We start from the raw sequence: 25,349 nt of genomic DNA, 5'->3' as shown, positions 1-25,349 counted from the left end.
CTGGGAGCAAATTCACTAAAACGATATCGCCGATAGAGTCAATCAATAACCACTAACCCCAAAGCTGGTTGTGGGCAGCCTAACCGATTTAAATTAAATCCAGGACAGCTAATTCAGCGGCTAGCGCTTGGTAAACTTCTGCATTAAAGGCGCAGAAGATAACCTTTGTCAGGTGAGGATAATCATCCAGAACGCCAACCACCGTCTGCACTGCGAGCTTGCAAGCCTGGTTGATAGGATAGCCGTATACACCACAACTGATAGCAGGAAAGGCGATGCTGCTAAGCCGGTATTCCCCAGCCAGGCGCAGACTGTTGCGATAACAAGCCGCCAGTAACCTGGCTTCTTCATGCTGCCCATCTTGCCAAATGGGGCCAACGGTGTGAATCACATAGCGGGCAGGTAAGTTGAAGCCTGGGGTGATCTTAGCTTCGCCAACCGCACAACCACCAAGGTCACGACAACAAGCTAACAACTGCGCTCCGGCCACACGATGAATAGCCCCATCCACCCCACCACCGCCAAGCAAGCTCTGATTGGCCGCGTTGACCATAGCGTCAACAGGCAAAGTCGTAATATCCTCGTTAATCAGCGTGATTTTTGCTGCCATCTTCTGTGCCTTGCCCCTTGAAACCGTTACACTTAGCCGCAAACTCAGTTTAATAAATAAGTGTTCCCCCGGCACGTCCCGATGACACCATCCGGATGGCCTTCCAATACCGGGCTTATCACAAAAGTCTCGGTATCAATCATAATTCGTAATAGAGACAAAGCTCATTTTGTTGTAAATTTACGAAATAAACTTTCAATCTAGAGGATCCCATGGCAAATCAACTGGAGTCTTTAAAGAAAATTACTACTGTGGTCGCAGATACGGGCGACATCGAAGCAATTCGCAAATATCACCCCGTTGATGCCACTACCAATCCTTCACTCATGCTCAAAGCGGCTTCCTTGCCACATTATCGTGAGCTGATCGAAAAATCCGTAGCCTGGGCCAAGCAGCAGTCCAACGACCCCGAGCAACAGTTACTGGATGCCGGTGACAAGCTTGCGGTCAGTATTGGTTGTGAAATTCTGGGTATCATCCCTGGTCGTATCTCTACTGAAGTAGACGCCAGATTGTCATTCGATACGCAGGCGACTATCGACAAAGCGCGCAAGCTGATTGCCCTATATAAAGAAGCCGGCGTTGAGAAAGACCGCATTCTGATTAAGATCGCTTCGACTTGGGAAGGCATTTGCGCCGCCGAACAGTTGGAACAGGAAGGTATCAACTGCAACCTGACCCTGTTGTTCAGTTTCGCTCAGGCACGTGCATGCGCAGAAGCCGGCGTGTTTTTGATTTCCCCCTTCGTCGGCAGAATTCTGGATTGGTACAAAGCCAATACCGACAAAAAAGACTATGCTCCGGCCGAAGATCCCGGCGTGCAATCGGTTACCCAGATTTATCAATACTACAAAGACCACGGCTACAAAACCGTGGTGATGGGTGCCAGCTTCCGCAACACCGGCGAGATTACCGAACTGGCAGGTTGTGACCGCTTGACCATCAGCCCCGATTTATTGGAGCAGCTAGCTCAGACGGATGCCCCTCTTGAGGTAAAACTGCAAGACAAGGGCGCCAGTAAGCAAGCCGGTGAACGTATCAGCGAAAATGATTTCCGCTGGCAGATGAACGAAGACCCCATGGCTACCGAGAAGCTGGCTCAGGGTATTCGCAGTTTTGCCGCCGATCAGGTGAAGCTGGAAACTGTGCTAAAAGGTTTTTTCTAAATACAGCCCATAATTCTGCGCCCGCCCTTCGCGGGCGCACCTATTTCTAGATTCTGGCCGTTGCTGAAATGTGGCGGCTCGCAGGAAAAATGGAGACAAGATGACTAGCCTGACTCAAACCGGCAACTGGCAACAACTGCAAGCTTTGGCTCAAGGTCTGAACGGCCAACATATGCGTGACTGGTTCAAACAGGATGACCAACGTGCGCAGCGCTATACCAGCCAGGCCTGCGGTATTGAATTGGATTACTCCAAAAACCTGATCAACGATGAAATCTTAAAGGCCTTGTTTGGTCTGGCAGAGACCCGTCAGGTCAGTGCTAAACGTGATGCCATGTTTGCAGGCGAGATCATCAATCACACCGAAGGACGCGCCGTATTACATACCGCGCTGCGTAATTTCTCCGGTAAGCCAGTGTTAGTGAACGGCCAGGATGTTATGCCAGAGGTGCTGGCCACTCAGGATAAGATCAAGAGCTTTGTAGAGCGTATCCACAGCGGCAGCCACAAAGGCTATACCGGTAAGGCTATCAAACATATCGTCAGCATAGGCATCGGCGGCTCATTCTTAGGCCCGAAAATCATGTTCGAAGCCTTAAAGCCATATTGGTATCAGGGCATCAAACTGCATTTTGTGGCCAACGTTGATGGCTGCCATATCCAGGATGTGCTGGCTGGGCTTGACCACGAAGACACCTTGATAGTGATGTCGTCCAAATCCTTTACCACACAGGAAACCTTGCAGAATACCCTAACGGCCAAGGCCTGGTTCCTGCAAGCCGGTGGCACTCAGCAGGATATAGCCAAGCACTTTATCTGCGTATCCTCCAATATCAAAGCCGCGGTGGACTTCGGCATGGACGAAGATAACATCTTCCCCATGTGGGATTGGGTTGGTGGACGTTACTCCCTGTGGTCGGCCATTGGTCTGCCGATTGCTTTAGGGCTCGGCTACGACAGCTACCGTGAACTGCTGGATGGTGCCTATGCCATGGACCGCCACTTCGTAGAAGCGCCAGTTGAACAAAACCTGCCGATGCTGATGGGTTTACTTGGGATCTGGTATGCCAACTTCTTTGGCGCACAAAGTCATGTGCTGTTGCCTTACTACCACTACCTGCGTGGCTTTCCTGCCTATGTGCAGCAATTGGATATGGAGAGTAACGGTAAGTCCGTAGCGGGAGATGCCGAGCAGGTAGATTATGCCACCGGGCCGGTTATCTGGGGCAGTGAAGGCACTAACGGTCAGCATTCTTTCCACCAGCTTATTCACCAGGGTCAGGTGCTGATCCCGGCCGACTTTATGCTGCCTTTGAACGTGCCGAATCAGGACAACACTCATCATGCCATGCTGGCCTCCAACTGTTTTGGTCAGACTCAGGCACTGATGCAGGGCAAATCCTATGAAGAGGCTTATGCTGAGTTGGAAGGCAAAGGCCTGAGTGAAGAAAAACGTCATTCGCTGGCCACCCATAAAACCATGCCCGGCAATAAACCAAGCAATACGCTGTTGTTTAATCAGCTCGACCCTAAAACGCTGGGGTCATTGGTGGCGCTGTATGAGCATAAGGTGTTTGTGCAAGGTGCCATTTGGGGGGTGAACTCATTTGATCAATGGGGCGTAGAGCTGGGTAAAGTGCTGGGCAACAATATCCTGGCTAAACTGACCGACAGCGCGGCTGAACTGGACTTTGATGCCAGCACCAACGCCTTAATTAGCCGCTTCAGGGCGGCTAACCAATAAGCGGCAAGGTAGTAAAAAGGCGGGGTAACCCGCCTTTTTCATTTTTTAGGCCTGGTGCCAATGCATATGCACTTCTTCCTCACCGGAATGCTCACAGCCTTTACGCTGAGTTTCAACAAAGCCATGACGTTGATAGAAACGATGCGCGGCTGAATTTTTGGCGTAAACCGCCAGCGACAAGACCGGATATTGAGTCTTTAAAAATGTCAGAAGCTGCTGCCCTATCCCCTGCGACTGATAAGCTTTGTCCACAAACAAGGCTGGAATAAATCCCTGATGATGACATATAAAGCCAGCTAACCGGCCGTCCTGATAATACACCCAAGTGTCCGCCCCAGGCAGATACACCTCCTGCATATTGGTTTTCTGGGATTGCCAAAAGCTGGCAGGAATAAAATCATGGGCTTCTACTGATGCTTCATACCAAATAGAAACCAAGGCAGGCAAATCGTCCTTATTGGCGACTCGAATCATAATTGCCTCCTGGCACAACAAAGAGCGGGTTTGAATAAATGACCCAGCGATAAAGCTTAGATCTTTGCCGACCTTGCGCATTGCAGGAATGCATCCCGCGCTTACTTTTGAAAGTTATCTTATCGGCACGACCAGCCTAACGGATGCAGGCCTCTGAATGAGTAAAAAATTGTTGGCTATTCAACACGAAGGGGTAAGGTAAGGCGGAACAAGGTACCTTTTCCTAAGGTGGATTCAACGGCCATCTGGCCTTTTAGCTTGGCCGTGACCAGGTTGTAACAAATGGATAAACCCAGGCCCGAGCCCCCCTGTCCACGCTTGGTGGTAAAAAAGGGTTCAAATATTTTTTTGACGACCTCTTCAGGCATACCTTTGCCATTATCACTGAAGCAAAGTTCTACCTCTTTCTCTCCGCGAGGGAGTAACTGAATCTGAATCACATTGTCGGTATTGGCATCAAAAGCATGTTGACTGGCATTGTTAACCAGATTGGTCAGCACCTGCGCCAGCGCCCCCGGATAGCTGCACATCCGAATGCTGACCGGATTCAATAATTCAAAGGCAATATGTTTGGTTTTAAGTATGGGCACCAGGCTGGACATTACCACCCCCACATATTCGCCGAGTTCAAACTCGGTCAGCGCCAGATTATGCTGATCTACCGCGGTCTTTTTAAAGTTCTGGATCAACTCGGCGGCCCTGGCCAGATTCTGGTTAATCAGATGCAGTGACTCGTCCATGCTGCTCAGCTTGCTGTCCAATTTGCTGCGTGTCAGCTTATTGTCCTCGACCTCATGACGTAATTCCTGCAGTTGCAATTGGCAATGACTGGCTGCGGTTACCGCAACACCAAGTGGCGTATTGACTTCATGCGCTACTCCGGAAACCAGACTGCCGAGGCTGGCCATTTTTTCATTTTCGACTAACTGCTGCTGAGCTTGCTTAAGGCTGACCAGGGTCTTTTCCAGGCTGGCAGTGCGCTGTTTAACCAAAGACTCTAGCGACTGATTCGTCAGCTCCAACTGCCTGGCATAGTCATTCCTTTCTTTAGCACTGATAGCCCGTCCCACCAAATCAGCCATGGCGGCAGCAAAGCTCATTTCATCTTCGCTCCAGCGCTTGGGCTGACCAATATGTTCACAGCAGACAATACCCACCATTTTACCCCGGTGGCGAATTGGCATATCCAGCAGAGAAACGATACCAAGGGGAACAAGATAACCATCGGCAAACTCGGCGGTGGCTGGGTGTGACAACGCATCTTCTGCCGATATACAACGTTCCTCATCTAATGCGGAAAAGTACTTAGGGTACTGGCTGCGGGTCAGCAGCAGATCTTCATAGCGAGCTTGCTGGTGCAGGTCGATAAGCAACGTACAGCGGATGCCATCCAAGTACTCATCGCGCATCCATATGCCAGCCCGTTCAATACTTAATCCTTTGAGTAAAGACTGCAGTATCAGTTCTTCAGCTTCACGCATGTCGCCCAAATCTATCCGATCAGACTTGGATACTTCCAGCAGTAAATTTTCCAGCTTAAGCAGCATCAGGGTCTCGAGCCGACTGTCATAAAACTCTCAAATAGTCCGATTATCCTAACCGAGTTAGTGCAGCTTGGTAAGCTTCTTGCCTTATCTAACTGAATGTTTTTTCGACACAACCTAGCTAGAGGTCATGTCATGAAAACTTCAAAAAATGTTAATAAAAAGTAACAAAAGTTGTTCTAGTTTAGCAGTGGTTGTGATATACCCTGTCTTGCGGTAAACAAAAAAAAGGAGATCTCCTGTGGATCAGTCAGATTTGTTGTCAATGCTCGACATAGAGTCCCGTCCCGCTAAGAACAAAAGCAAAAAACGCAAATGGAGAGAGATCGAAGCCATACAGGATCAGTACCGGCTTCGCCGCGAACTGGCCGAATTGGACTTGCTCTTGGATGAAGAGCTGAGTGAAGCCTAATTAAAAAAGCCCTGCTCTTGCAGGGCTTTTTTATTTCTCGCGATTTGCCGTTGTCAGACCTGCCAGTTAACCGGGCTCAAGCCTTGTTGCACTAGCAGTTGATTAGCTTTGGAAAAGTGTCCACAGCCGAAAAAGCCACGGTGCGCTGATAGCGGGCTTGGGTGCGGCGCCATCAATACATGATGACGTTGTCTGTCGATAATCGCGCCCTTTTTTTGTGCATGACTGCCCCATAATAGGAACACCAGTCCTTCTCTGTGCAGATTTAACTGCTCAATGACTTTATCGGTGAAACGCTCCCAACCAATTTTTGCATGAGAATGCGCCTGTCCTTGCTGCACAGTTAACACGGTATTTAGCAGCAGCACACCTTGCTCCGCCCAGCTCTGTAAAAAACCATGCTCGGGGCGCTCAAAACCAGCGATATCCTGCTGCAGTTCCTTGTACATATTCACCAGTGACGGTGGTGGTGCGATGCCCGGCAAAACCGAAAAACACAGTCCATGGGCTTGGCCCGGACCGTGGTAAGGATCCTGTCCAAGGATCACCACGTTAACCTGATCAAAAGGCGTGTATTTGAACGCATTAAAGACATCGGTCTGGGGCGGGTAAATGGTTTTACCCGCGTCCCGTTCGGCCTTCACAAAGCTCAGGATTTGCTGAAAGTAGTCCTGCTGCTTTTCCTGCCCCAATACGTCCTGCCAGCTTGTCACTTACCCACCAATTCAAACAAGGTAGCTTTCAGTTGCTGGTAATCATTAGGCAAAGTCAGAGACAAGCCTTCCTTGCCAGCACATTCAGCCAGCTCATGAGGCAGGCTGATAGGCTGGCCTAGCACATTTTCTACCGTATCGCGGAATTTAGCCGGGTGGGCAGTTCCCAGGAAGATACCGGTTTGACCAGGTTCAAGATGACGTTTCAAGGCTTTGTAAGCGACCGCCGCATGCGGCTCGCTGACATAGCCAAGGGACGCCAACTGACGCATAGCTACTTGGGTGTACTCTTCATCTATGGCATCAGATTGCAGGATTGCCTTATCCAGATACCCTTGTTCAAACAGCGCTTCAATGCGTGGCCAGTTGTTAGGCTGGCTAACATCCATGGCATTGGATAGTGTCGCAATGGTGGGCTTAGGCTGCCACTCGCCAGTGCGCAAATAACGCGGCACCGTATCATTCAAATTGGTCGAGGCCACAAAGCCCTGAATTGGCAGACCCAGTACCTTGGCAAACATCGCGGCGGTTAGGTTACCAAAGTTACCTGAAGGCACAGAGATCACCAGGTTATCGCGATTCTCAAGCTGCGCTACCGCTTCAAAGTAGTAACAGATCTGCGCCAACAAGCGACTGATATTGATGGAGTTGGCCGAGTTCAGATGCAAACCTGTTCTGGCCTGCTCATCGTCAAAGGTGGTTTTCACCAACTGCTGGCACTGGTCAAAATCCCCCTCAATGGCGATAGTATGAATATTGCCACCTAAGGTGGTGAAGAGCTTTTCCTGCAGCAAGCTGATCTTGCCCTTAGGATACAAAATCACCACATCGATGTTTTCCAGGCCATAGAAGGCATGAGCGACTGCGGCGCCGGTATCACCTGAAGTGGCGGTCAAAATAGTGATTTTTTCACCTTTAGCCAGCTCAGACAGGCACTGGGCCATAAAGCGACCGCCAAAGTCTTTAAACGCCAGTGTAGGACCATGGAATAATTCCAGGCAGTACACATCCTCTTCCACCTTAGCCAGTGGCGCAGGGAAATTAAATGCATTCGCTACTAACTCTGCCAAACGTGCTTTGGGGATTTCATCGCCGATTAAGCGGTGTAAAATCTCGGCGCTACGCTCGGCCAACGGCATGGCCAATAGCGCATCAATATCATCAAAAGTGGGCAGATGGGCAGGAAAGAACAATCCCTGGTTTTTGCCCAGTCCTTGCTTTACCGCCTGGCTGAAACTCACGCGTTCGCTGGTTTCCTTTAAGTTGAACAATTCCAAACTTATACCCTTGTTGCTGTTGACCCTTGCGGGTCTAATTGACAGATATGACTGAAGCCGTCGTTGTTCTGAATATAGTGTTCACTCAGCCATTGGTTAATACGTTTTGCCGATTCCAGATTGTCGCATACCGCGAACACCGTTGGCCCAGAGCCCGAAATACCAAAGGCTAACGCCTGGTTGTCGTCGGCGAATTGCCTGGCTTGATCAAAACCGGGCAACAGGGCTTTACGGTAAGGTTCGGCTATTACATCGTGCATCACACTAGCCGCCAGTTGGCGATCGCCGGTATGCAAGGCGTGCACAAAGACGCCCAGCTGTCGGCCGAAGGTGAGGGTGTTTTTAAGACTTACCTGTTGCGGCAGGATCTTGCGTGCTTCAGAGGTTGACACTTTGATGCCGGAGTAGCACACCACCCAGTACCATTCTTCAAATACCGGCAACTGGATGGCGATGCGCTCAGCCTGCTCAGCCATGAGCACCAACCCGCCCAGATAACAAGGAGCCACATTGTCGTAATGCACGCTACCACTGATCTGGCCTTCCAGCTCTCCCATCATCAGTAACATCTCATCAGCGTTAAACGGGTCGCCGTAGAAGCTGTTTAATCCGTGCAGCGCCGCTACCACTGAACTGGCACTCGAGCCAAGGCCGCTACCGATGGGCAGATTTTTATACAGCACCATGGCACAGGGTACAAGCTCCTTTTGGCGTGCCTCTAGCTTGGCGATAAAATGCTGATGACAGTGATACAGGATATTCTCTTTCGGGTCACTGGGCAGTTTATTGGCAAACCGCCCCTTTACCTCAATACCAAACTGCTCGCTGGCGTAGACCTCAACTTCATCGCCTAACAGGCTACCGTCGATTGGTTTCAGGGCCGCACCCAGCGAATCAAATCCCAGGCTGACATTAGCTGTAGAAGCGGGCGCATAAACCCGTACCATATCACTACTCATTATTCTTGCTTCCACGGCATAGTGCGCAGCACATCGGCAAAAACACCGGCAGCAGTTACCGCTGCCCCTGCCCCATAGCCTCTGATAACAAAAGGAATGGGCTGATAGTAATGACTGTGAATGGCCAGGGCATTTTCACCGTCTTTGACCACATACAACGGATGCTTCGCATCCACTGCCTGAATACCCACTTTGCACTGGCCTTTTTCGATACAGCCCACATAACGCAGCACCTGTCCCTTGGCTTCAGCACTAGCCTGCAACTGACGATAAAGACCGTCCAAACCGGACAGTTTATGCAAAAATTCACTCACTGAACCAGAGGCATCAAAATCAGCAGGCAAAATAGACTCAATCTCGATATCAGCCAGTTCCATCTCCAGCCCGGCTTCTCGCGCCATAATCAGCAGCTTACGCGCCACGTCCATACCGCTTAAATCATCGCGGGGATCGGGTTCGGTATAGCCTTTGTCTCTGGCAATCACCGTCGCTTCAGACAGGCTCAACCCTTCTTCCAGCTTGCCGAAAATAAAGGACAAAGAACCGGACAAAATGCCCTCAAAACGAATCAACTCGTCTCCGGCATAAATCAGTTTCTGCAGGTTATCGATAACCGGCAAGCCAGCTCCCACTGTGGTTTCATATAAAAACTGGCGACGGGTCTTTTGGGCGGTATCACGCAGCAAGTTATACGAAGCCATGTCTTTGGTATTGGCCTTCTTGTTAGGTGTAACCACATGAAAACCTGCTTGCAGCATATCCAGGTACAGATTGGCCACATCTTCACTGGTGGTACAATCAATCACCACAGGGTTGACCAGGCTGTTGTCCTGCACAAAATTCTCCAGCGCTTCCAAGGAGAAAGCTTGCTGGCTCTGGCCCAGCGCATCTCGCCAACCGTTTTCCAGATCAATACCACCAGGTTTGAGTAACAAGGAACGGCTATTCGCCACCCCATACACTTTTAAACTGATATTACGTTCCAGCAACTGTTTTTGCTGGCGCGCGATTTGGCTAAGCAGTTCTCCACCTACTGTGCCGCAGCCTACCAGGAAGGCGTCAATAGTATGAAGATTGGAGAAGAAATTCTGATGCACGACCTTCACGGCCTCCTTGGCTTTGCGGCTCTCGATCACGGCAGAGATAGAGCGCTCCGATGAGCCCTGTGCGATAGCGACAATATTGACCCTGGCCTGTGCCAGAGAACTGAAAAACTTGGCGGCCAGGCCTTTAACCTTGCGCATACCGTCACCCACCAGGGTCACTATGCCCAAATCCTGGCGCATCTCGATAGGCTCAAGTAGCTGATTTTCCAATTCAAGACGGAAAGCATCTTCCAACAGCGCCAGGGCGCGACCGGCATCCTTGTTGTGAATACAAAAACTGATGCTGTACTCGCTGGAGGACTGGGTAATCAGGCTAATAGAAATATTGGCGTTGGAAATGACTTCAAACACACGGCTGGCCATGCCTACCATGCCCTTCATACCCGGTCCTGCCACATTGAACATGGTCACATCAGACAGATGCGAAATGCCTTTGACACTGGTCCAGACCGTGCTTGGCTCATTACTGATCAAAGTACCAGGTGCGACAGGATTCAGGGTATTTCGAATCAGGCAGGGAATATGATACTGCGCAATGGGGCCGATGGTCTTTGGATGCAGTACTTTGGCACCGAAGTAGGACAGCTCCATGGCTTCCTGATAAGTCAGCTTATCCAGGAGCACCGCACCTTCCACCTGGTTAGGGTCAGCGTTGTAGACACCATCCACGTCTGTCCAGATTTCACAGCATTTGGCATCAATACAAGCCGCCAGGATAGCGCCAGAGTAGTCTGAGCCGTTACGCCCCAAGGTGACCTTTTCACCCTTATCATTAGCCGCCACAAAACCGGGCATAATCAGCAGCACAGAACCGTCTTTGGGAATATCACCAAAGCGACTGCGACTTTCGGCCACGTCGGCAATACTATCCAGATAGTCACCTTCTGCCAGAACATACTGGACCGGGTCGATGATTTGATTGTCATAGCCCAGCGCACCTACCAGCTTGCTGAAGATGTTGACGCTGACATATTCACCCAGGCTGAGTATTTTTGCGGTAACCGCATCCGGGCTGCAATGAATGAGCTTGATGCCATCCAGATTGCGATGCAATTCGCTAAGCAGTTCATCAATGTAGGTAAGTAGGCTGGCACCGTCGAAATTGTCCACCTGTTGGGTAAGATCGCGCACAATGCCTGTCAGGGTATCGGTCAGCTTGCCAAACAGTTCTTGATAATCCTGTCCAGCCACCGCCATATCAACCAGCGACGATAAGGCATTGGTCACGCCTTTAGGCGCAGACAGAACAACTGCTGCACCACAATCCTGGTGGGTTGGCAGCACGATGTCTTTGACCATCAGATAACGCTCTGCGTCTGCGAGCGACGATCCCCCGAATTTCATTACCTTCATTTGCTGCTCCTAGATGTTGTACCCCGGCCATTGACGAACGGGTATTCTTTCGTCCGCTACAAGAGCGGCCGTCGCCGGGCCTTACCTCGGCGTAACGATTTTCCCAAAGGGCAAATACCCTGTGAAAAATTCAAAAAAAAACCCGCTTCCTGTGAGGGTCGCGGGCTTGTTGTTTTTCTTTTGCGCACTAGCCAGCGACCACCAGTCTTGTGGTGGTAATCATCATGGTGGTGGTGGTGCGACGAATAAATTTCATGCGGGTCAATTTGCCGTATAGACGTCTATATGTCAAGACGTAATTCCTTCCAATTGGTCCAAACAGTACCAGTCACTTATATTAATTTGATCTTATGCCTATGCTGATAGGCATTTGGGCTCAGCCATGCGCTGTGTGTCGCTCCGGTCGGTATAAACCAAATCCCTGCAAGGTAGTCAGTAATCTGCTGCCATTCACCGGCTTAGCAATAAAATCCAACGCCCCTAATGCCATCACCCTTTGCTGCATTTGCGGTTGGACATCACCGGATATCACCACCACAAATACTTCAATACCCTCGACCTTAATCTGTTCAAGTACCTCAATACCGTCCATCTCGGGCATAGTGAGGTCCAACAGCAATAATCCGAAATGGTGGCGACGCAGCATGGCTAAAGCTTCTTTACCATTTCCGGCAAAACTCACTTCCACATCCCAATCGTCAGGTAATGCTCGTTGCGCCGACTTACGCGCTAACATGGAGTCATCACAAATCAATACAGGAAATCCCATTGTTGTTCCGTTATTCTCGTTATTGTTGCAGAACTATCGCGTCATAAGAGCGCGTCCATTATGAGTGAGGAAACGCCTTTGTCTTCCCCTTCCACTGCCCGTATTGCTTATCAAATTCTCAAGGGCTTTGAAAAAAGCTTTCGCTGGTACAGTCGTATTACCAATGCCGCGCGCGAAAGATTCGAGCAAGCTGATTGGCGCGCCGTACAAAGTGCCGCTCGCGAGCGAATCGCCATCTATGACCAAAGCCTTTCCGAGGCAGTTGCCGAGATCTACCAGAGCTGCCATCCGCACAAGCAAGACTTGCAATTCTGGCGAGAACTTAAGCAGCATTACCTTAAACAACTTGATCATCATGGGCAATTCGAATTAGCCGAAACCTTCTTCAACTCGGTCATAGGCAGACTCTTCCGCCACCAGAAAATCGATGATGAAATGATGTTTGTGTTGCCCAGCCGTTGCTACTTGCCAGGGCAAATGCGCACCAACGTGGTAAACAGCTTTGATGCCCGTGGCACAATACGTTCCACATTAGAGGCTATTTTATCCAGCTATTCCTTCCGCCTGCCTTACACCAACGTAGAGCGCGACCTGCAGAATCTTGAACGCTATTTACGAGACAGTTTTTCCAAACAGGAACTGGCAACCATTCACAAAGTAGAAATACTACAAAGCGTGTTTTACAGAAATAAGGCGGCCTATCTGATGGGCCGAATGTGTACCGCCGATAAGCCCATTCCCTTTGTCATTGCCCTGATGCACGACCCTAATGGCGGCTTGTGTGTAGACACCTTGCTGACCGACCGTCACGACCTTAGTGTATTGTTTGGTTTTGCTCGCTCCTATTTTATGGTCGACACGCAGCATCCGGCCGAAGTGGTGGCATTTTTGCAGGAACTCTTACCCAACAAGAAGCACTTTGAGCTGTATATTGCCCTGGGTTACTACAAACACGGTAAGACGGTGTTTTACCGCAACTTCCTGCAACATCTGCAGCACAGCGACGATCAATTTGAAGCCGCGCCCGGCATTAAAGGCTTGGTCATGGCCGTATTTCATCTGCCCTCATATGGCGTGGTATTTAAAGTCATTAAGGACGAATTCGCCGAAAGTAAGAAGATCACCCGCGAACATGTGAAAGACTGCTACCGACTGGTTAAGATGAGCGACCGGGTTGGCCGCATGGCAGATACTCATGAATATATGAACTTTCGCCTGCCAAGGCACAGAATCAGCGATACCTTGCTGGAAGAACTGCAGGAAGTTGCCGCCAGTAGTCTGGAAATGACCGAGCAGGAAGTGATCATCAAGCACTTGTATATCGAACGCAAAATGACGCCGCTGAACCTATATCTTGATCAAGAAACCGATCCAGACAAAGTCGCCGCAGCCATAGAAGACCTGGGTCTTTGCATCAAACAAATCGCTGCGGCCAATATTTTTCCTGGCGACATGCTCCATAAAAACTTTGGTATTACCCGCCATGGCCGGGTAATTTTCTACGACTATGACGAAGTCTGCTACATGAACCAGCGCAATTTTCGCACCCTGCCCCGCTCAGATGATCCTTATGCCCTGGATACACTATCGGTGGCTCCCGACGATGTATTTCCCGAACAGTTTGAGCATTTTATCGTTGGTAAACGTCACCTGAAGGAACTGCTGAAGGCTAAACATCCTGAATTGATGGATCCCATTTGGTGGCAAAAAATTCAGCAAGAAATGGCCGGTGGTTTAATTAAAGATGTATTACCTTACCCGGCTGCCAAGCAGTTCCGTCGTCGCTACCCGCCGGATTAAACAGCTTGCAGTGCATGCCAGGTCAGCGCCACAGAACAACCCACACCAACAGTCCATACTGAGCTGCGCGCCAAATGCCAATCCAATAAGTAAAACAGGTTGTAGCACAATCTCGCGGCAATAAAGGTCATCGCTAAATATTGCGCATAGCTGTCTGCCTGCCCGGTGATCAGCACAGCCAATGCCCCTGGCGTAAACATGATCAGCGCTTCGAAGGCATTTTCATGGGCCGCTTTGGCCCGCGCCCCAAAACCTGTTAATGCAGACTGCTGATTACGCGGGTGGCGGTTGTCATAGCCGCCCGCTTTGGCCTGAGCAATGGCAAGAGGGGCTTTGGCCAGCAAAGGCAGCAGACTGGCAATCAACAAACAGAGCAAAACCGTGTACATTGTGAGTTCCTTATCCAAGTTTCAACCATAGTGCCAGATTCATCCTTCTGTGCAGAAGAAATTTCTGCATCACTGAACATCAACACCCCCTCACCTGTGCAGCCACTTTGCGTAGATTGGCCGGGGAGTGAGCAGGTTGAGCTGTTTATTAAACGAGATGATTTGATTCACCCCATTATCTCCGGCAATAAGTGGCGAAAGCTTAAATATGCGCTACTGGAAGCCAGACAAAAGGGCGTCGCCGAAATTATCAGCTTCGGCGGTGGCCACTCGAACCATCTGCATGCCCTTGGGTATTGCTGTCAGCAACTGGGCATACAGTTAATGGCACTAGTGCGAGGAGACTACAGCCAGAATCCCACACCTATGCTGCGCGATCTGTATCAGTGGCAGGCGCAGATTATGTATCTGGACAAAGCCACCTACCAACAGCGCAGCCAAAGTGACTTTATCGAAGCCTGGCGGGCCGCCCATCCCAACGCCATGATTGTACCGGAAGGTGGCAGTCAGGCTCAGGCTCTGCCGGGGGTCGCGGAAATCCTACAGGAACAAAAACAAAAATTTAGTCATATCATAGTGCCTGTGGGCAGTGGCGGGACGTTAGCTGGACTTATTCAAGCCAGGCAAACGGAGCAACAGGATAATACCCAGCTACTGGGTATTGCGGCACTGAAGGGTGAAGGCTATCTGGAGGAGCTTGTCACTAACCTGCTCCCCAGATCAGCCCCTACAAACTGGCATATCGAGCATCGTTTTCATTTTGGCGGCTATGCCAAAAGCACAGCCGAGCTCCATACATTTTGCCAAACCTTCAGGTCCAACACCGGCATCGGCATTGAGCCGGTGTACAGCGGCAAGGCTTGCTGGGCCCTTAAACAGAAACTGGCCGAAGGCTACTTCCCTCAAGGCAGCCGTGTTCTGCTCATTCATACCGGCGGCTTGCAAGGTGCCCGCCAATAACGACAGGCCATCGCACCAAAGTGCCCAGAAACTGGCGCTTAGCCAGGCTATTCAGTAGGATTACAAGGGTACGCCTCAGTTAGGGCGAAATTGGGTAGACTAATTTTTAAGGGATAAATGATGAAGAAAATTCTGGTCATATTGCTGGTCTTGGTAGCGGCCTTTATTGGTGTCGTTTTCTATCTGGTTTCCGGCGTAGATGAACTGATCCGCAGTCAAATGGAAACCCAGGGCAGCAAAGCATTGCAAACCCAGGTTCAGGTCAACAAGGTAGAACTGTCCTTTGCTGAAGCACGTATGAGCATTGGCGGATTTAATGTACATAACCCCAATGGCTACTCTGATGACCAGGCTTTCAGCCTGGGTGAAGTAAAACTCGATCTCGGTACCTCGACCAAAGAGCCTTACATTGTCGAAGAAGTACTGATTGATGCGCCGACTGTGTTATATGAAGTGGATGCCAGTGGCAAAGCCAACCTGGTGGTACTAAAAGACAACCTGCAGGCCATGCTGCCTAAAGGCGACGGCCAGCCAACAGCAGAAAGTACCGGCCCAAGCCCACTGGTTTCGGTACAAAAAGTCACCATTAAGGATGCCAAACTACGTATTAATTTCGAAGCCATGGATACCGGTGAGCTGAAGTTGGATAAAAAACAGTATGATTTGACCCTGCCGACCTTCCAGTCTTCACCTGTAGGTGTACCTAACGGCCTGCCAGCCGATCAGGTTGGAACAGCCATCATGGATAGCATGCTGGATAACCTTATCAAGCAAGCTAAACAGCGGGTCAAAGATATTTTCGAAGATAAAGCCAAGGCCGCTGCAAAAGAGAAAATCGACGAGGAAAAGCAAAAGCTGGAAGATAAGGCCAAGGAAAAGCTAAAAGGCTTGTTGGGCAATAAATAGACATTTCAAGGGGCTGATTCCAGCCCCTTTTTTTATTAAGCAAAGACTAGGGGAACCAACCATAGTGATACCCAAGTCACCAGCACAATACACAGCAGATTGAGCATAAATCCTGCTTTAGCCATTTGCGGAATGCTAATGTAACCGGATGAAAAAACAATGGCATTGGGAGGTGTGGCAACCGGTAACATAAAGGCACAGCTTGCCGCTAATGCAACAGGTGCAGTGAGAGTAATAGGTACGCCACCAATCTCCAGCGCAATAGCGGCCACTACCGGCAAAAATGTCGCGGCCGTAGCCAGATTACTGGTCATTTCTGTCAGAAAGACCACCATGGCCGTTGCACTTAATACCAGTATCAGCATGCCAAAGGTATTAAGATTGATCAGACTTTGTCCTAACCATTCCGCCAAGCCGGATGTCGACACCGCCGCCGCCAGACTCAGTCCACCGCCAAATAGCAACAGAATCCCCCAGGGAATATCATGCATGTCCTGCCAATCCATTAGGGCGCCACGTCCTTTCTCGCCACTAGGCACCACAAACAAGCTTACCGCCGCCAGCATTGCAATCCCGGCATCCGATAAACCGTCCAGTTGAAACCATTGCTGCAGCAGTGGCCGTGTCATCCAGGCCAAAGCTACTAATGCGAATATACTGCCGACCCGCCATTCTTCCTTTCGGATCTTTCCCAGCGCTTTTCGCTGCTGAACCAGCTTTAGCCTGGCTTGTTCAGGCGTTTTAAAGTCCACAGGATATATCCAGCGTGTCAGTCCCCACCAAGTCAATGGCAGCATCACTGCAGCAAGTGGCACACCAACCAACATCCATTGTGCAAAACCAATGTCCAAACCATAAGTCTCGCTCATAAACCCCGCCAGAAACGCATTGGGTGGCGTACCCACCAGTGTCGTCATCCCACCTATGGTCGCGGCGTACGCTATCCCAAGCAGTAAAGACAAATGAAAATTCCGACGGGCACGCTCTGATACCGATTGTTCGTCGAGATCCAGGCTGGATAAAATGGATAGGGCAATAGGCAGCAACATCATAGTAGTAGAGGTATTGGTCATCCACATACTCAACACAGCACTGACCAACATAAAGCCCAGAATAATTGCTTGTGCCCCCGTACTGACAAAGCCAAGAATGAAATAGGCGATCCGCCGATGTAAACCCGACTTCTGCAGGGCAGCAGCAAGAATAAAGCCCCCCAGAAACAGAAAAATGGTTGGATTGGCGTAGGGTGCTGAGGCCGCTTTAATGTCCAATATGCCAAGTGGAGCAAAACAAACCAAAGGCATCAGTGCGGTTACCGGAACAGGCACCGCTTCTGTGGCCCACCAGATTGCCATCCACACACCAATAGCGGCAGTAGCCCAACCGGCCTGACCGAGTAAATCAGGCGCAGGTATTGCCAACATAACTGCGGCCAGCAAAGGCCCCAAACAAAGGCTGATGTTTTGATATATACCGCGCCCTGGGAGCTCAGTTTGCCCGTCTGCGGATATGCTCTGATTAACTTCACACATACCTATCTCCCCTCTAATTCAGGGAACAGGTACTTTACGGCATGAGGAGCGATTCTGGCACTATCGTGTCCCACTCCATGTACAACTTCCAAGGCCCATGTAGGCTGAAGCTTCTGCCCACTTGCCCAATTTATGGCCTTAGCATAGAAAGCCAGACCACGGGCAAACACATTGCGCCCCTGCAGGTTCGCCTGCTCGCTATTACTAAGTGGTTTTGTTCTTGGCCCAAGATCATTGTCTGCCAGCATAAAGGTCAGTGGTTTGCGCAACCATGCATTGACGTCCTGTGCGTCAAATGCCGTGTTATGTAGTCCAAACGGAAACGGCATCTGCAGTTCTGGCATAGTGAAAAACGCTGCATTGGCCGACACGGCCTGACTTACAGGCGCATTAGAGCGGGCCAACATATACAGATGAACAAATCCTCCACCAGCGGAATGCCCATATAGGGCAAACTGCCGTTGTCGTGAGGCAAACTTGTCGACAAAATCGTGGAAGACTAATTCAGGTGCAGAAAAGAACTGATTCGCTAAGGCTTGTTCCTGCCCCTGCTCATTCTGCAAACCTCCAAGGTTATAGTCGTATTCAGTCGGGCAAGTGTGATTATTGCAGCCTATAGCTAATACAATGAACCCATATTTTAACGCCAAGGCATGCCAATGGTCGCGATATTGTCCGGCATTACGTCGTGCACCCGGGATGATGAGTAATACCGGTGTATCGGCATGACTGTCTTTGGGCACACTAAACTGAATATCCAGTCTTCCTCCAGCCCAACCTGAGAAATAATAGTGTCCTTTCTCGGTATTCTGCCAAGGAAGCTCACCAACAGCAGACGCAGAGACGCTGGTCATAAAAAACGTCAAGCTCATCAATAACAAAAACTTTGGGAAGTGGTGCAACATAATAATGTTCCTGTCTGGAAAAAGGCGGGAAGTCCCGCCGCGGCAAGAAGGTCGATTAGAAACTGGCTTTTACATCCAGATAGAAATACCGGCCATAGTCCTGATGGGCGTCTTCAAAGAAGCCGAAAGAAGACGCTGCCAGAGGGGCTCGTTCGTCGGTAAGATTCTTTACTCCTAAACGGAACCGGGTTTTGGCCTGATAGATAGTGGTGTGATAATCGAACGTCGCATCCACCGTTGTCATCGCCGGGATCACATAACGTGTTCCATCCTCCAAAGTCAGGGCACTTTGATAAAAATCCCCGATACGGTAACCGGCCAGCGATGCGCCGAATTTGCCATTGCGCCAACTGAGTCGCAGACTATGTTTTTCATCCTGGTTGCCGTCGCGACCAACCAAATCCGCAAAGCCAGCAACAGGGTAACTCTCCGGCAACAGTCCATTTTGCTGTGCGGCGACCAGCATGGCTGCATCGCCCCCCGCCTGTTGTTCAAATTTATCCAGGAACGAACCGTTGTAATCCAGTTTGAACTTGCCGAATTCGGTATCCACATTGTAGTAAATACCCAGGTCATACCCCCTGACGGTGCGGGTATCTAAATTTGCATAGCGGTCATCGATAAAACGAATATTGCCCGCCGCACAAATACCGGCATTTTCAAAAAACACTGCATCATCGGCAGCAACCGCATCGCGATTTACGGCTTGATTGAAAGCGTTATCTGCACAATTGCCCAGGCCCTGCTCCAGCCGGTATACCAAGTCAAGCAACGTATGGTTTTCTTCGCCAAACAGACCAATGGTGTTTTTCTTTTTAATCGACCAGAAGTCGAGGGTTAATGCCAATCCTTCGAGAGGCTCTATGACAATACCCAAGGACGTATTGTCGGATCTTTCAGGTTCGAGTTCATCGCTCCCTTGTGCTACCCGTTGCAATGAGGTAGTGCATTCCAGCGCAGTTTGCTCAGGATCTCCTCCATTCTCAGCTGCATACAGACAGACGTAATCTGTGCGGGTCTGGTTTCTGGCCACAATTTCCTCATTAATGGTAACCAGATTCGGCGCCCGGAACGCTTCTGACCATGAACCTCTGACCAGCAGCGGTTCAAACGGCCGCCAGCCAAATGCCACTTTGCCAACCGTGGTATCACCCACATCCGAGAAATCTTCATAGCGCAGGGCCAGTTGCACATCAAGATTCTCCAGCACCGGGATTTGCAATTCAGCAAATAACGAAGAAACCTCACGCTCACCACTGCTGTCGGGGGTAGGGCTGGAATTCACCACATCGGAAACATAGGGATAAGTGTCGCCATCCTGATCAACAAACTGGATAGTGCCATCCAAACGCTCGTCCCGATCGTCAAAAAAGGACTCCTCACGATATTCAACGCCTGTCACAAAACCGATCCATCCCGCTGGCAGCTCATACAGGTAAGGGGTGGAGAATTTCACATCAAAGGTTTTAAGTTCCGACTCGCTGACCCGACTGACATCGATCAGCGCCCGCTCGACATTGCTGTTTACCCCGCCGCTGAACGGATTGTAGGCGGCCGCGCTGGTGTCATTCAGGGCCTCCTGCATCAGGATATTCGACACCCGGTTATGGGTGACATCCTCTTTACGGTCCTTTGACCAGGATACGGCTGTTTCCCAGTCCCAATCTCCTAAGCTGCCACGCAGTCCCTGCAGGAAACGGAAGGTTTTACCGTCATTGTCGACGCTGCGTGGTAATTCCGAGAAGCGGTAGTTATCAATCTCCAGCGCCAATCCTTCGCAGGGTACATCTGCCCCAATCAGGCTGTCAGGTAAACGATTGGCAGAGCCACAGGGCCCCAGCGGGTTATAGTAATTATCCGCCGCCACTATAAACTTAGAGGTAGACACAGGAGAAGTGGGATGACGGATCAGGTTGGTGCTTGACTGGTATGCCAAGATTTCAGTAAACGCCTCCCAACCGTTGTCAAAACTGTGGTTGATATTCATAAACAGATTGAGGCGCTCCAACGCTGACGTCAGGTCGCGGTTCTCGTTCATGTTATAGCGATAAGTGCCCTGCCCATCTGCCGCCCCACACAAGCCATTACCCATCTCGTACATACAACGAGGATCACCAACAGGGTAAGTTTCAAATTCACCACTGGCATCCACCAAACCATTCTGGCGCAGACTATGACCGGCCGCGATCCGGTCAAGAATATCGTACTGAGCATAGATAGAATTAGCGCTGTCACCGACGAACTCAGAGTTTCCGTACCAGGGCGAGTCAGGTGAAAGGCGCTCGGTCAGATCGGCATTGGACCACCGGGGGTCATCCTGAGAATTCACCCTGTCACGTTGATAGTAATTAAAGGTCACCCCCACATTGGTGCGACCTTCATTAAAGAACTGACCCCATTGCATAGACAGGGTTTGGTCGTCACGAGGCAAATGTTCAAATTCCGTCCACTTCAGATGGACATTAAAACCTTCAAAGTCATCCGGTGTCACCGTATTAACGACGCCGGCGACCGCATCGGCGCCGTAAATGGCCGACGCACCGTCGCGCAGTACTTCAACCCGTTTGATGCCGTACACCGGAATCGTTTGCGAGTTCACAGTGTTCACCGGGACAAAGCTGCCGCCGACTTCCTCGGTCTGGTAGGAAGCGGCATTAACCATGCGTCGACCGTTAAGTAACACCAGGGTGTTGCCGGTGCCCATATTCCTCAGGTTGAAGGCGCCGATGTCGCCGCGTGCTGCATTGACGCCGCCACTGATGTTGCCCGCTTCATTAAAAAAATTCTGTCCATTTTCGGGAATTAGCTGCAGCAATTCATCACCCGAGTCGATACCCATCTGTTCAATATCGTCACCATCTAACTGTGACATGGCCAGCGCTTCACTGATCTGCGCGCCTTTGATTTGGGAACCCACAACGGAAATTTTTTCAACCGCTGTATCTGCAGAAGTCTCCTGCGCCATAACTGGCGTGCTCAGGACAGTTACCATGGCCACCCAGGATAACGGCTTGTTGCTTAGGTATCTGTGTCTGATGATTCGTGTTATTGGATTTATCATTGTTGTACCTGATACGTGCGTGGTTTTGTTAACGTAATGTTTTAGCGAGCCATCCAATCTTGTTAGAAAGGGAAGAATTACCCACAAAAAATTACAGCGTTAACCAATTTGCAACATGCCTGCCAACATTAAAAATAAAAGAAAAAACATTTGAAAACAAAACGTTAAATATGTACGTAGTATACAAACAAGAAAAAACGGGTGAGAAGCCACCCGTTTAGCCAAAATGGGCGGGTGATAATCCCCCCAGACAATATGCAGATGCAGAAAATACCTGTCCCATGGAAGCCTGGTTCAGACTTTGAAGTCGCCTTTATCCAGACCGTATTTACGCATTTTGTCGTACAGTGTTTTGCGTGGCAGCCCGAGTTGTTGCTGGACATCGACCAGTCTACCTTCATTCGCTTGTAACGCTTCCTGCAGCAGGGAGCGTTCAAAATGGCCGACTTTTTCGGCGAGTGTCATGCCTGCGTGAGCGCTACCGTCATCCGATTGCTCCAATACCGACTCACCTCCCATCAAAACAAAGCGTTCAGCAGTATTGCGCAGCTCACGAATATTGCCCGGCCAGGCATGAGATTGAAGTCTATAAAGCTGCTCTGAATCCAATCTGGGTGCATCAGTGTCAAAGCGGCTACTGGCTATCGCGGTGAAGTGCTGAAACAGCAACGAGATATCTTCTTTGCGTTCACGCAGAGGAGGGATCTGCACATTCAATACATTCAACCTGTAATAAAGATCTTCGCGAAACTCCCCTCGCTCAACTAATTGCCTCAAATCGACTTTGGCTGCGGCAACAAAGCGGATGTCCAGATCTACGATTTTATTACTGCCTAAGGGTTCGATCTTGCGTTCTTCAAGCACCCGCAACAATTTAATCTGCAGTGGCATGGGCATGCTTTCGATTTCATCAAGAAAAAAAGTACCGCCGTTTGCATGCTCAATTTTGCCTACCCGACGTTTTTGTGCACTGGTAAAAGCTCCGGCTTCAAACCCGAACAGTTCACTCTCAATCATGGTTTCGGGAATAGCACCACAGTTAATAGCAACAAAGTTTTCCGCAGCTCGTTTGCTGTTGTAATGCAGATAACGCGCAACCAGATCTTTGCCTGAGCCCGTCTCCCCTTTAATCAGCACATCGGCCGGAATATCTTTAATGCGCGCCAAAACACGTCTGAGTTCTTTGATTTGAGGATGGTTTCCCAAAATTCGTGGGCCGGCAGCCCCCTGAGCGGACAGCTCATCTTTTAACTCGCGGTTTTCAAGCACCAATTTGCGTTTGTCTGACGCCCGTCTAAGAACCTCAAGCAGATGCTCATTCGAAAAAGGTTTCTCCAGGAAATCGTAAGCGCCGATACGCATGGCTTCGACAGCAGTAGACACATCGCCATGGCCAGTGAGCATGATGACAGGTAGCTCAGAGTCAAGTTTCAAGGCTTGCCTTAAAAAGGCTATACCGTCCATCCCCGGCATATTGATATCAGTAATGACGATACCAGACCAATTCGTCTCAATAGCCGTCAAAGCGTCCTTAGCCTGATTGAAGGTGCGACTCTGGTAGCCTTCCAGATGCAATAGTTGTTTTAGCGCATTAAGTATAGCGGGCTCATCATCAATCAGAATGACCTGTGTTGTCATAGGATATCCTCAGCAATGTAACGATTCAGTACAACCACAAAGCGAGCCCCGCCCCCTGCACCATTTTCGGCCAGAATATGGCCATCAAATGACTCAACAATACGTTTAGAAATAGTCAGCCCTAACCCTAACCCCTGTCCCTTGGTGGTATAAAAGGGTTCAAAAACTCGCTCTAATTCATCATCGGCGAAGCCAGGGCCGTTATCCTCAACCACCAGATGCAGTGCCTCTTGGTGCTGCTCAACCCGCAGTACAATATGTGGGGAAGCCTGTTCTCCAACTGCCTGTAAGGCATTATTAAGCAAATTAATAATGACCTGTTCCAATGGGATAGCGTCCGCCATGACCTGTAATGTATCTGAAAGCCCTTCGGGGTCGATGCGGATTCCCATTTTCTGCATTTTGTTGTCCAGAATAGCTAAAGAAGCTGTCAGCGTTTCAGTGACCGACACAGGTCCGGTTTTTCCTGCCGATTTGCGTGCAAACAATTTGTATTGGCCGATTATCTTAGCCATCATTTTGTTCAGCTTGAGGATTTCATTCGCATTTTCCTTAATTGCCTGAATGTCTCCTCGTCCAGCCAACAACTGTAGTGTTTCTGTGTAGATGCGCATTGCCGCCAAAGGTTGATTCAATTCATGATTAATGCTGGCTGCCATCTCTCCCAGCATAGCCAACTTGCCAGCTTGAATAAGCTCATTCTGAGTTCGTTTAAGCGTCAGTTCAGTCTGTTTATATTTCTCAATAATGGCTTTTAGCTGTTCGTTGGATTGGCTGAGTTCGGCGGTTCGCTCATCAACCCTATGTTCCAATTGCTCATTAATCGCGGCCAGTTGCTTCCTCGCTTCGACCGTACGACGCCAGGAGAAACTGATCAGATAAACTAACAAGAAGAGTACGGAATAGAGCAATAAGCTCCAAATCACATATTGATAAATTAAAGACATGGGGGCTAATGCAAACAGCCGCCAGCCTGCGGTACTCATGTCTTTATGCACTTGCAAGAAGGTTTCGTTGCGTCCATCTTTGTTCAGATTGAGCCGGGGCTGCAACAGAACCTCGGGCATGCCATTGGCTCTTGTTAGTGCCGCTATAGGCCCGTTACCATATTGTTTCTGGGCTAACAACTGATGCTCCACTTCAGGTGCAAGCATCGCAAGGGTTTGATAATTCCATTGTGGATAGGAGCTGTAGAACACAACGCCATGCACATCCGTCAGCAAAAAATCAAAGGCCTCTTCCGGCCAATTTTCCTCTAGTACCGCCAATGCAACTTTTATCACCAACACACCGATCACTTTGCCTTCTTTATGCACTGGATAGGAAAAATAATATCCCCGTCGCCCCGACACTGTACCGAGAGCAAAGTAGCTCCCGGCCTGTCCTTCAGCGGCTTGCTGAAAATAAGGCCTAAAACGGTAATCACTGCCGACAAAACTATCTTCTGACTGCCAATTACTGGAAGCCAGCGTAATGCCCTGTATATTCAACAGGTACACCACATCACTGGACAGGGATTCGTTGTAACGTGCTAACAGGCTGTTAGCAGCGTGCAGGGTCTGAGCATCTGTAACAGTAAGCACTTGTTCAACATCTGGGTGGAGGGTAAGCACTTTAGGCAGGGTTCGGTACTTATCCAACTCAATTTCCAACTTGGAACTGAGCTCAATGAGCCGTTGCCAGGCTTGTTCTTCAATACGGGTTTCCCCCTGATAATAAGCCAAAACGCCAACAACTAATGCCATGAAACCCCATAACACCGTCATAAGACTTAGATGGGCAGACAGGCGCTTACCCTTGGTTGGTAAGATATTGGCCGTTTTTTGTTGCATATGAGCGATGTACCACCAGCAGTAAATTTTTAACAACCAGATAACAAAGGGCACTCATTATTCAGATTTAGCTTGAGAATGCAAAGCTCCCTCCAGCCTTGACCTGGCAGTATGCCGTTGACCACCTAGCCGATTTAGACAACAGTGCGCTTAACTGGTAGACAAATTAATCGATGAATCTGGGTAGATTCCTTAAGAG

General features: G+C 49.7%; 20 protein-coding genes. 6 read left to right on the top strand and 14 right to left on the bottom strand.

Annotated elements, in window-relative coordinates; genetic code table 11:
- Nucleotides 1–88: 88 nt before the first annotated feature.
- On the bottom strand, nucleotides 89–610 hold the full coding sequence (locus tag J0A65_RS00450) for an O-acetyl-ADP-ribose deacetylase (RefSeq protein ID WP_206592144.1): 522 nt from the start codon (nucleotides 608–610) through the stop codon (nucleotides 89–91).
- Nucleotides 611–822: 212 nt separating this feature from the next.
- Between J0A65_RS00450 and tal the strand changes: the two genes are divergently transcribed.
- Both tal and pgi read left to right on the top strand, forming a co-directional pair.
- Nucleotides 823–1,776, top strand: coding sequence for a transaldolase (gene tal, locus J0A65_RS00445; RefSeq protein WP_206592143.1), 954 nt, complete (start codon nucleotides 823–825; stop codon nucleotides 1,774–1,776).
- Nucleotides 1,777–1,876: 100 nt separating this feature from the next.
- The gene (gene pgi / locus J0A65_RS00440; RefSeq protein WP_206592142.1) at nucleotides 1,877–3,520 is read left to right on the top strand and encodes a glucose-6-phosphate isomerase; all 1,644 of its coding nucleotides are present in this window, start codon (nucleotides 1,877–1,879) and stop codon (nucleotides 3,518–3,520) included.
- Between the two features lie 45 nt (nucleotides 3,521–3,565).
- Here the strand turns inward: pgi and J0A65_RS00435 are convergent, their stop codons facing one another.
- Together J0A65_RS00435 and J0A65_RS00430 are read right to left on the bottom strand one after the other, a co-directional pair.
- On the bottom strand, nucleotides 3,566–3,994 hold the full coding sequence (locus J0A65_RS00435) for an N-acetyltransferase (RefSeq protein WP_206592141.1): 429 nt from the start codon (nucleotides 3,992–3,994) through the stop codon (nucleotides 3,566–3,568).
- 176 nt (nucleotides 3,995–4,170) lie between these two features.
- A complete protein-coding gene (locus J0A65_RS00430; RefSeq protein WP_206592140.1) occupies nucleotides 4,171–5,541 on the bottom strand; it encodes a sensor histidine kinase in 1,371 nt (456 codons plus the stop codon).
- 238 nt (nucleotides 5,542–5,779) lie between these two features.
- Between J0A65_RS00430 and J0A65_RS00425 the strand changes: the two genes are divergently transcribed.
- Nucleotides 5,780–5,950: a DUF3545 family protein gene (locus tag J0A65_RS00425; RefSeq protein ID WP_206592139.1), complete on the top strand. Its 171-nt coding sequence runs from the start codon at nucleotides 5,780–5,782 to the stop codon at nucleotides 5,948–5,950.
- 53 nt (nucleotides 5,951–6,003) lie between these two features.
- Here the strand turns inward: J0A65_RS00425 and ung are convergent, their stop codons facing one another.
- From ung to J0A65_RS00400, 5 genes are all read right to left on the bottom strand, one after another.
- Nucleotides 6,004–6,663: a uracil-DNA glycosylase gene (gene ung / locus J0A65_RS00420; RefSeq protein WP_206592138.1), complete on the bottom strand. Its 660-nt coding sequence runs from the start codon at nucleotides 6,661–6,663 to the stop codon at nucleotides 6,004–6,006.
- On the bottom strand, nucleotides 6,660–7,940 hold the full coding sequence (gene thrC / locus J0A65_RS00415; protein ID WP_206592137.1) for a threonine synthase: 1,281 nt from the start codon (nucleotides 7,938–7,940) through the stop codon (nucleotides 6,660–6,662). Before thrC ends, ung begins: the two co-directional genes overlap by 4 nt.
- A gap of 2 nt (nucleotides 7,941–7,942) precedes the next feature.
- The gene (thrB, locus tag J0A65_RS00410) at nucleotides 7,943–8,899 is read right to left on the bottom strand and encodes a homoserine kinase (RefSeq protein WP_206592136.1); all 957 of its coding nucleotides are present in this window, start codon (nucleotides 8,897–8,899) and stop codon (nucleotides 7,943–7,945) included.
- A complete protein-coding gene (gene thrA / locus J0A65_RS00405) occupies nucleotides 8,899–11,358 on the bottom strand; it encodes a bifunctional aspartate kinase/homoserine dehydrogenase I (protein WP_206592135.1) in 2,460 nt (819 codons plus the stop codon). The genes thrB and thrA overlap by 1 nt, the downstream gene beginning before the upstream one ends.
- Before the next feature lie 376 nt (nucleotides 11,359–11,734).
- Nucleotides 11,735–12,127 carry a response regulator gene (locus J0A65_RS00400; protein WP_206592134.1) on the bottom strand — a complete coding sequence of 131 codons (393 nt, stop codon included), beginning with the start codon at nucleotides 12,125–12,127 and terminating at the stop codon, nucleotides 11,735–11,737.
- Nucleotides 12,128–12,187: 60 nt separating this feature from the next.
- Between J0A65_RS00400 and aceK the strand changes: the two genes are divergently transcribed.
- A complete protein-coding gene (gene aceK, locus J0A65_RS00395; RefSeq protein ID WP_206592133.1) occupies nucleotides 12,188–13,927 on the top strand; it encodes a bifunctional isocitrate dehydrogenase kinase/phosphatase in 1,740 nt (579 codons plus the stop codon).
- Here aceK and J0A65_RS00390 read toward each other — a convergent pair.
- Complete coding sequence (locus tag J0A65_RS00390) at nucleotides 13,924–14,316, bottom strand: MAPEG family protein (RefSeq protein ID WP_206592132.1); 393 nt, start codon at nucleotides 14,314–14,316, stop codon at nucleotides 13,924–13,926. The two genes, aceK and J0A65_RS00390, sit on opposite strands and share 4 nt — an antisense overlap.
- 30 nt (nucleotides 14,317–14,346) lie before the next feature.
- On the opposite strand from J0A65_RS00390, the gene J0A65_RS00385 reads away from it, so the two are divergent.
- Together J0A65_RS00385 and J0A65_RS00380 are read left to right on the top strand one after the other, a co-directional pair.
- Nucleotides 14,347–15,276, top strand: a complete 930-nt coding sequence (locus J0A65_RS00385) for a 1-aminocyclopropane-1-carboxylate deaminase/D-cysteine desulfhydrase (RefSeq protein ID WP_332874281.1) — start codon at nucleotides 14,347–14,349, stop codon at nucleotides 15,274–15,276.
- Between the two features lie 120 nt (nucleotides 15,277–15,396).
- Nucleotides 15,397–16,182, top strand: a complete 786-nt coding sequence (locus J0A65_RS00380) for a DUF748 domain-containing protein (RefSeq protein WP_206592131.1) — start codon at nucleotides 15,397–15,399, stop codon at nucleotides 16,180–16,182.
- A gap of 35 nt (nucleotides 16,183–16,217) precedes the next feature.
- Here J0A65_RS00380 and J0A65_RS00375 read toward each other — a convergent pair whose 3' ends face one another.
- The 5 genes from J0A65_RS00375 to J0A65_RS00355 all read right to left on the bottom strand — a co-directional run bounded on the left by J0A65_RS00375 (nucleotide 16,218) and on the right by J0A65_RS00355 (nucleotide 25,150).
- Nucleotides 16,218–17,714, bottom strand: a complete 1,497-nt coding sequence (locus J0A65_RS00375; RefSeq protein ID WP_206592130.1) for an SLC13 family permease — start codon at nucleotides 17,712–17,714, stop codon at nucleotides 16,218–16,220.
- Between the two features lie 2 nt (nucleotides 17,715–17,716).
- Nucleotides 17,717–18,619, bottom strand: a complete 903-nt coding sequence (locus J0A65_RS00370) for an alpha/beta fold hydrolase (protein WP_206592129.1) — start codon at nucleotides 18,617–18,619, stop codon at nucleotides 17,717–17,719.
- Nucleotides 18,620–18,674: 55 nt separating this feature from the next.
- The gene (locus J0A65_RS00365) at nucleotides 18,675–21,680 is read right to left on the bottom strand and encodes a TonB-dependent receptor domain-containing protein (RefSeq protein WP_206592128.1); all 3,006 of its coding nucleotides are present in this window, start codon (nucleotides 21,678–21,680) and stop codon (nucleotides 18,675–18,677) included.
- 294 nt (nucleotides 21,681–21,974) lie between these two features.
- The gene (locus J0A65_RS00360; protein WP_206592127.1) at nucleotides 21,975–23,318 is read right to left on the bottom strand and encodes a sigma-54-dependent transcriptional regulator; all 1,344 of its coding nucleotides are present in this window, start codon (nucleotides 23,316–23,318) and stop codon (nucleotides 21,975–21,977) included.
- Nucleotides 23,315–25,150 carry a sensor histidine kinase gene (locus J0A65_RS00355; RefSeq protein ID WP_232849660.1) on the bottom strand — a complete coding sequence of 612 codons (1,836 nt, stop codon included), beginning with the start codon at nucleotides 25,148–25,150 and terminating at the stop codon, nucleotides 23,315–23,317. Before J0A65_RS00355 ends, J0A65_RS00360 begins: the two co-directional genes overlap by 4 nt.
- Between the last annotated feature and the right edge of the window lie 199 nt (nucleotides 25,151–25,349).

Source organism: Bowmanella yangjiangensis (genome assembly GCF_017255015.1).
In the GTDB taxonomy this organism is placed as follows: Bacteria; Pseudomonadota; Gammaproteobacteria; order Enterobacterales; family Alteromonadaceae; genus Bowmanella; species Bowmanella yangjiangensis.
This window is presented reverse-complemented; position numbering and strand designations above follow the sequence as displayed.

Bases quoted from the DNA above. Each gene is read 5' to 3' on its own strand.
- J0A65_RS00450 (WP_206592144.1), bottom strand. From the start codon at position 610: ATGGCAGCAAAAATCACGCTGATTAACGAGGATATTACGACTTTGCCT.
- tal (WP_206592143.1), top strand. From the start codon at position 823: ATGGCAAATCAACTGGAGTCTTTAAAGAAAATTACTACTGTGGTCGCA.
- pgi (WP_206592142.1), top strand. From the start codon at position 1,877: ATGACTAGCCTGACTCAAACCGGCAACTGGCAACAACTGCAAGCTTTG.
- J0A65_RS00435 (WP_206592141.1), bottom strand. From the start codon at position 3,994: ATGATTCGAGTCGCCAATAAGGACGATTTGCCTGCCTTGGTTTCTATT.
- J0A65_RS00430 (WP_206592140.1), bottom strand. From the start codon at position 5,541: ATGCTGCTTAAGCTGGAAAATTTACTGCTGGAAGTATCCAAGTCTGAT.
- thrB (WP_206592136.1), bottom strand. From the start codon at position 8,899: ATGAGTAGTGATATGGTACGGGTTTATGCGCCCGCTTCTACAGCTAAT.
- thrA (WP_206592135.1), bottom strand. From the start codon at position 11,358: ATGAAGGTAATGAAATTCGGGGGATCGTCGCTCGCAGACGCAGAGCGT.
- J0A65_RS00400 (WP_206592134.1), bottom strand. From the start codon at position 12,127: ATGGGATTTCCTGTATTGATTTGTGATGACTCCATGTTAGCGCGTAAG.
- aceK (WP_206592133.1), top strand. From the start codon at position 12,188: ATGAGTGAGGAAACGCCTTTGTCTTCCCCTTCCACTGCCCGTATTGCT.
- J0A65_RS00390 (WP_206592132.1), bottom strand. From the start codon at position 14,316: ATGTACACGGTTTTGCTCTGTTTGTTGATTGCCAGTCTGCTGCCTTTG.
- J0A65_RS00380 (WP_206592131.1), top strand. From the start codon at position 15,397: ATGAAGAAAATTCTGGTCATATTGCTGGTCTTGGTAGCGGCCTTTATT.
- J0A65_RS00375 (WP_206592130.1), bottom strand. From the start codon at position 17,714: ATGTGTGAAGTTAATCAGAGCATATCCGCAGACGGGCAAACTGAGCTC.
- J0A65_RS00370 (WP_206592129.1), bottom strand. From the start codon at position 18,619: ATGTTGCACCACTTCCCAAAGTTTTTGTTATTGATGAGCTTGACGTTT.
- J0A65_RS00365 (WP_206592128.1), bottom strand. From the start codon at position 21,680: ATGATAAATCCAATAACACGAATCATCAGACACAGATACCTAAGCAAC.
- J0A65_RS00360 (WP_206592127.1), bottom strand. From the start codon at position 23,318: ATGACAACACAGGTCATTCTGATTGATGATGAGCCCGCTATACTTAAT.
- J0A65_RS00355 (WP_232849660.1), bottom strand. From the start codon at position 25,150: ATGCAACAAAAAACGGCCAATATCTTACCAACCAAGGGTAAGCGCCTG.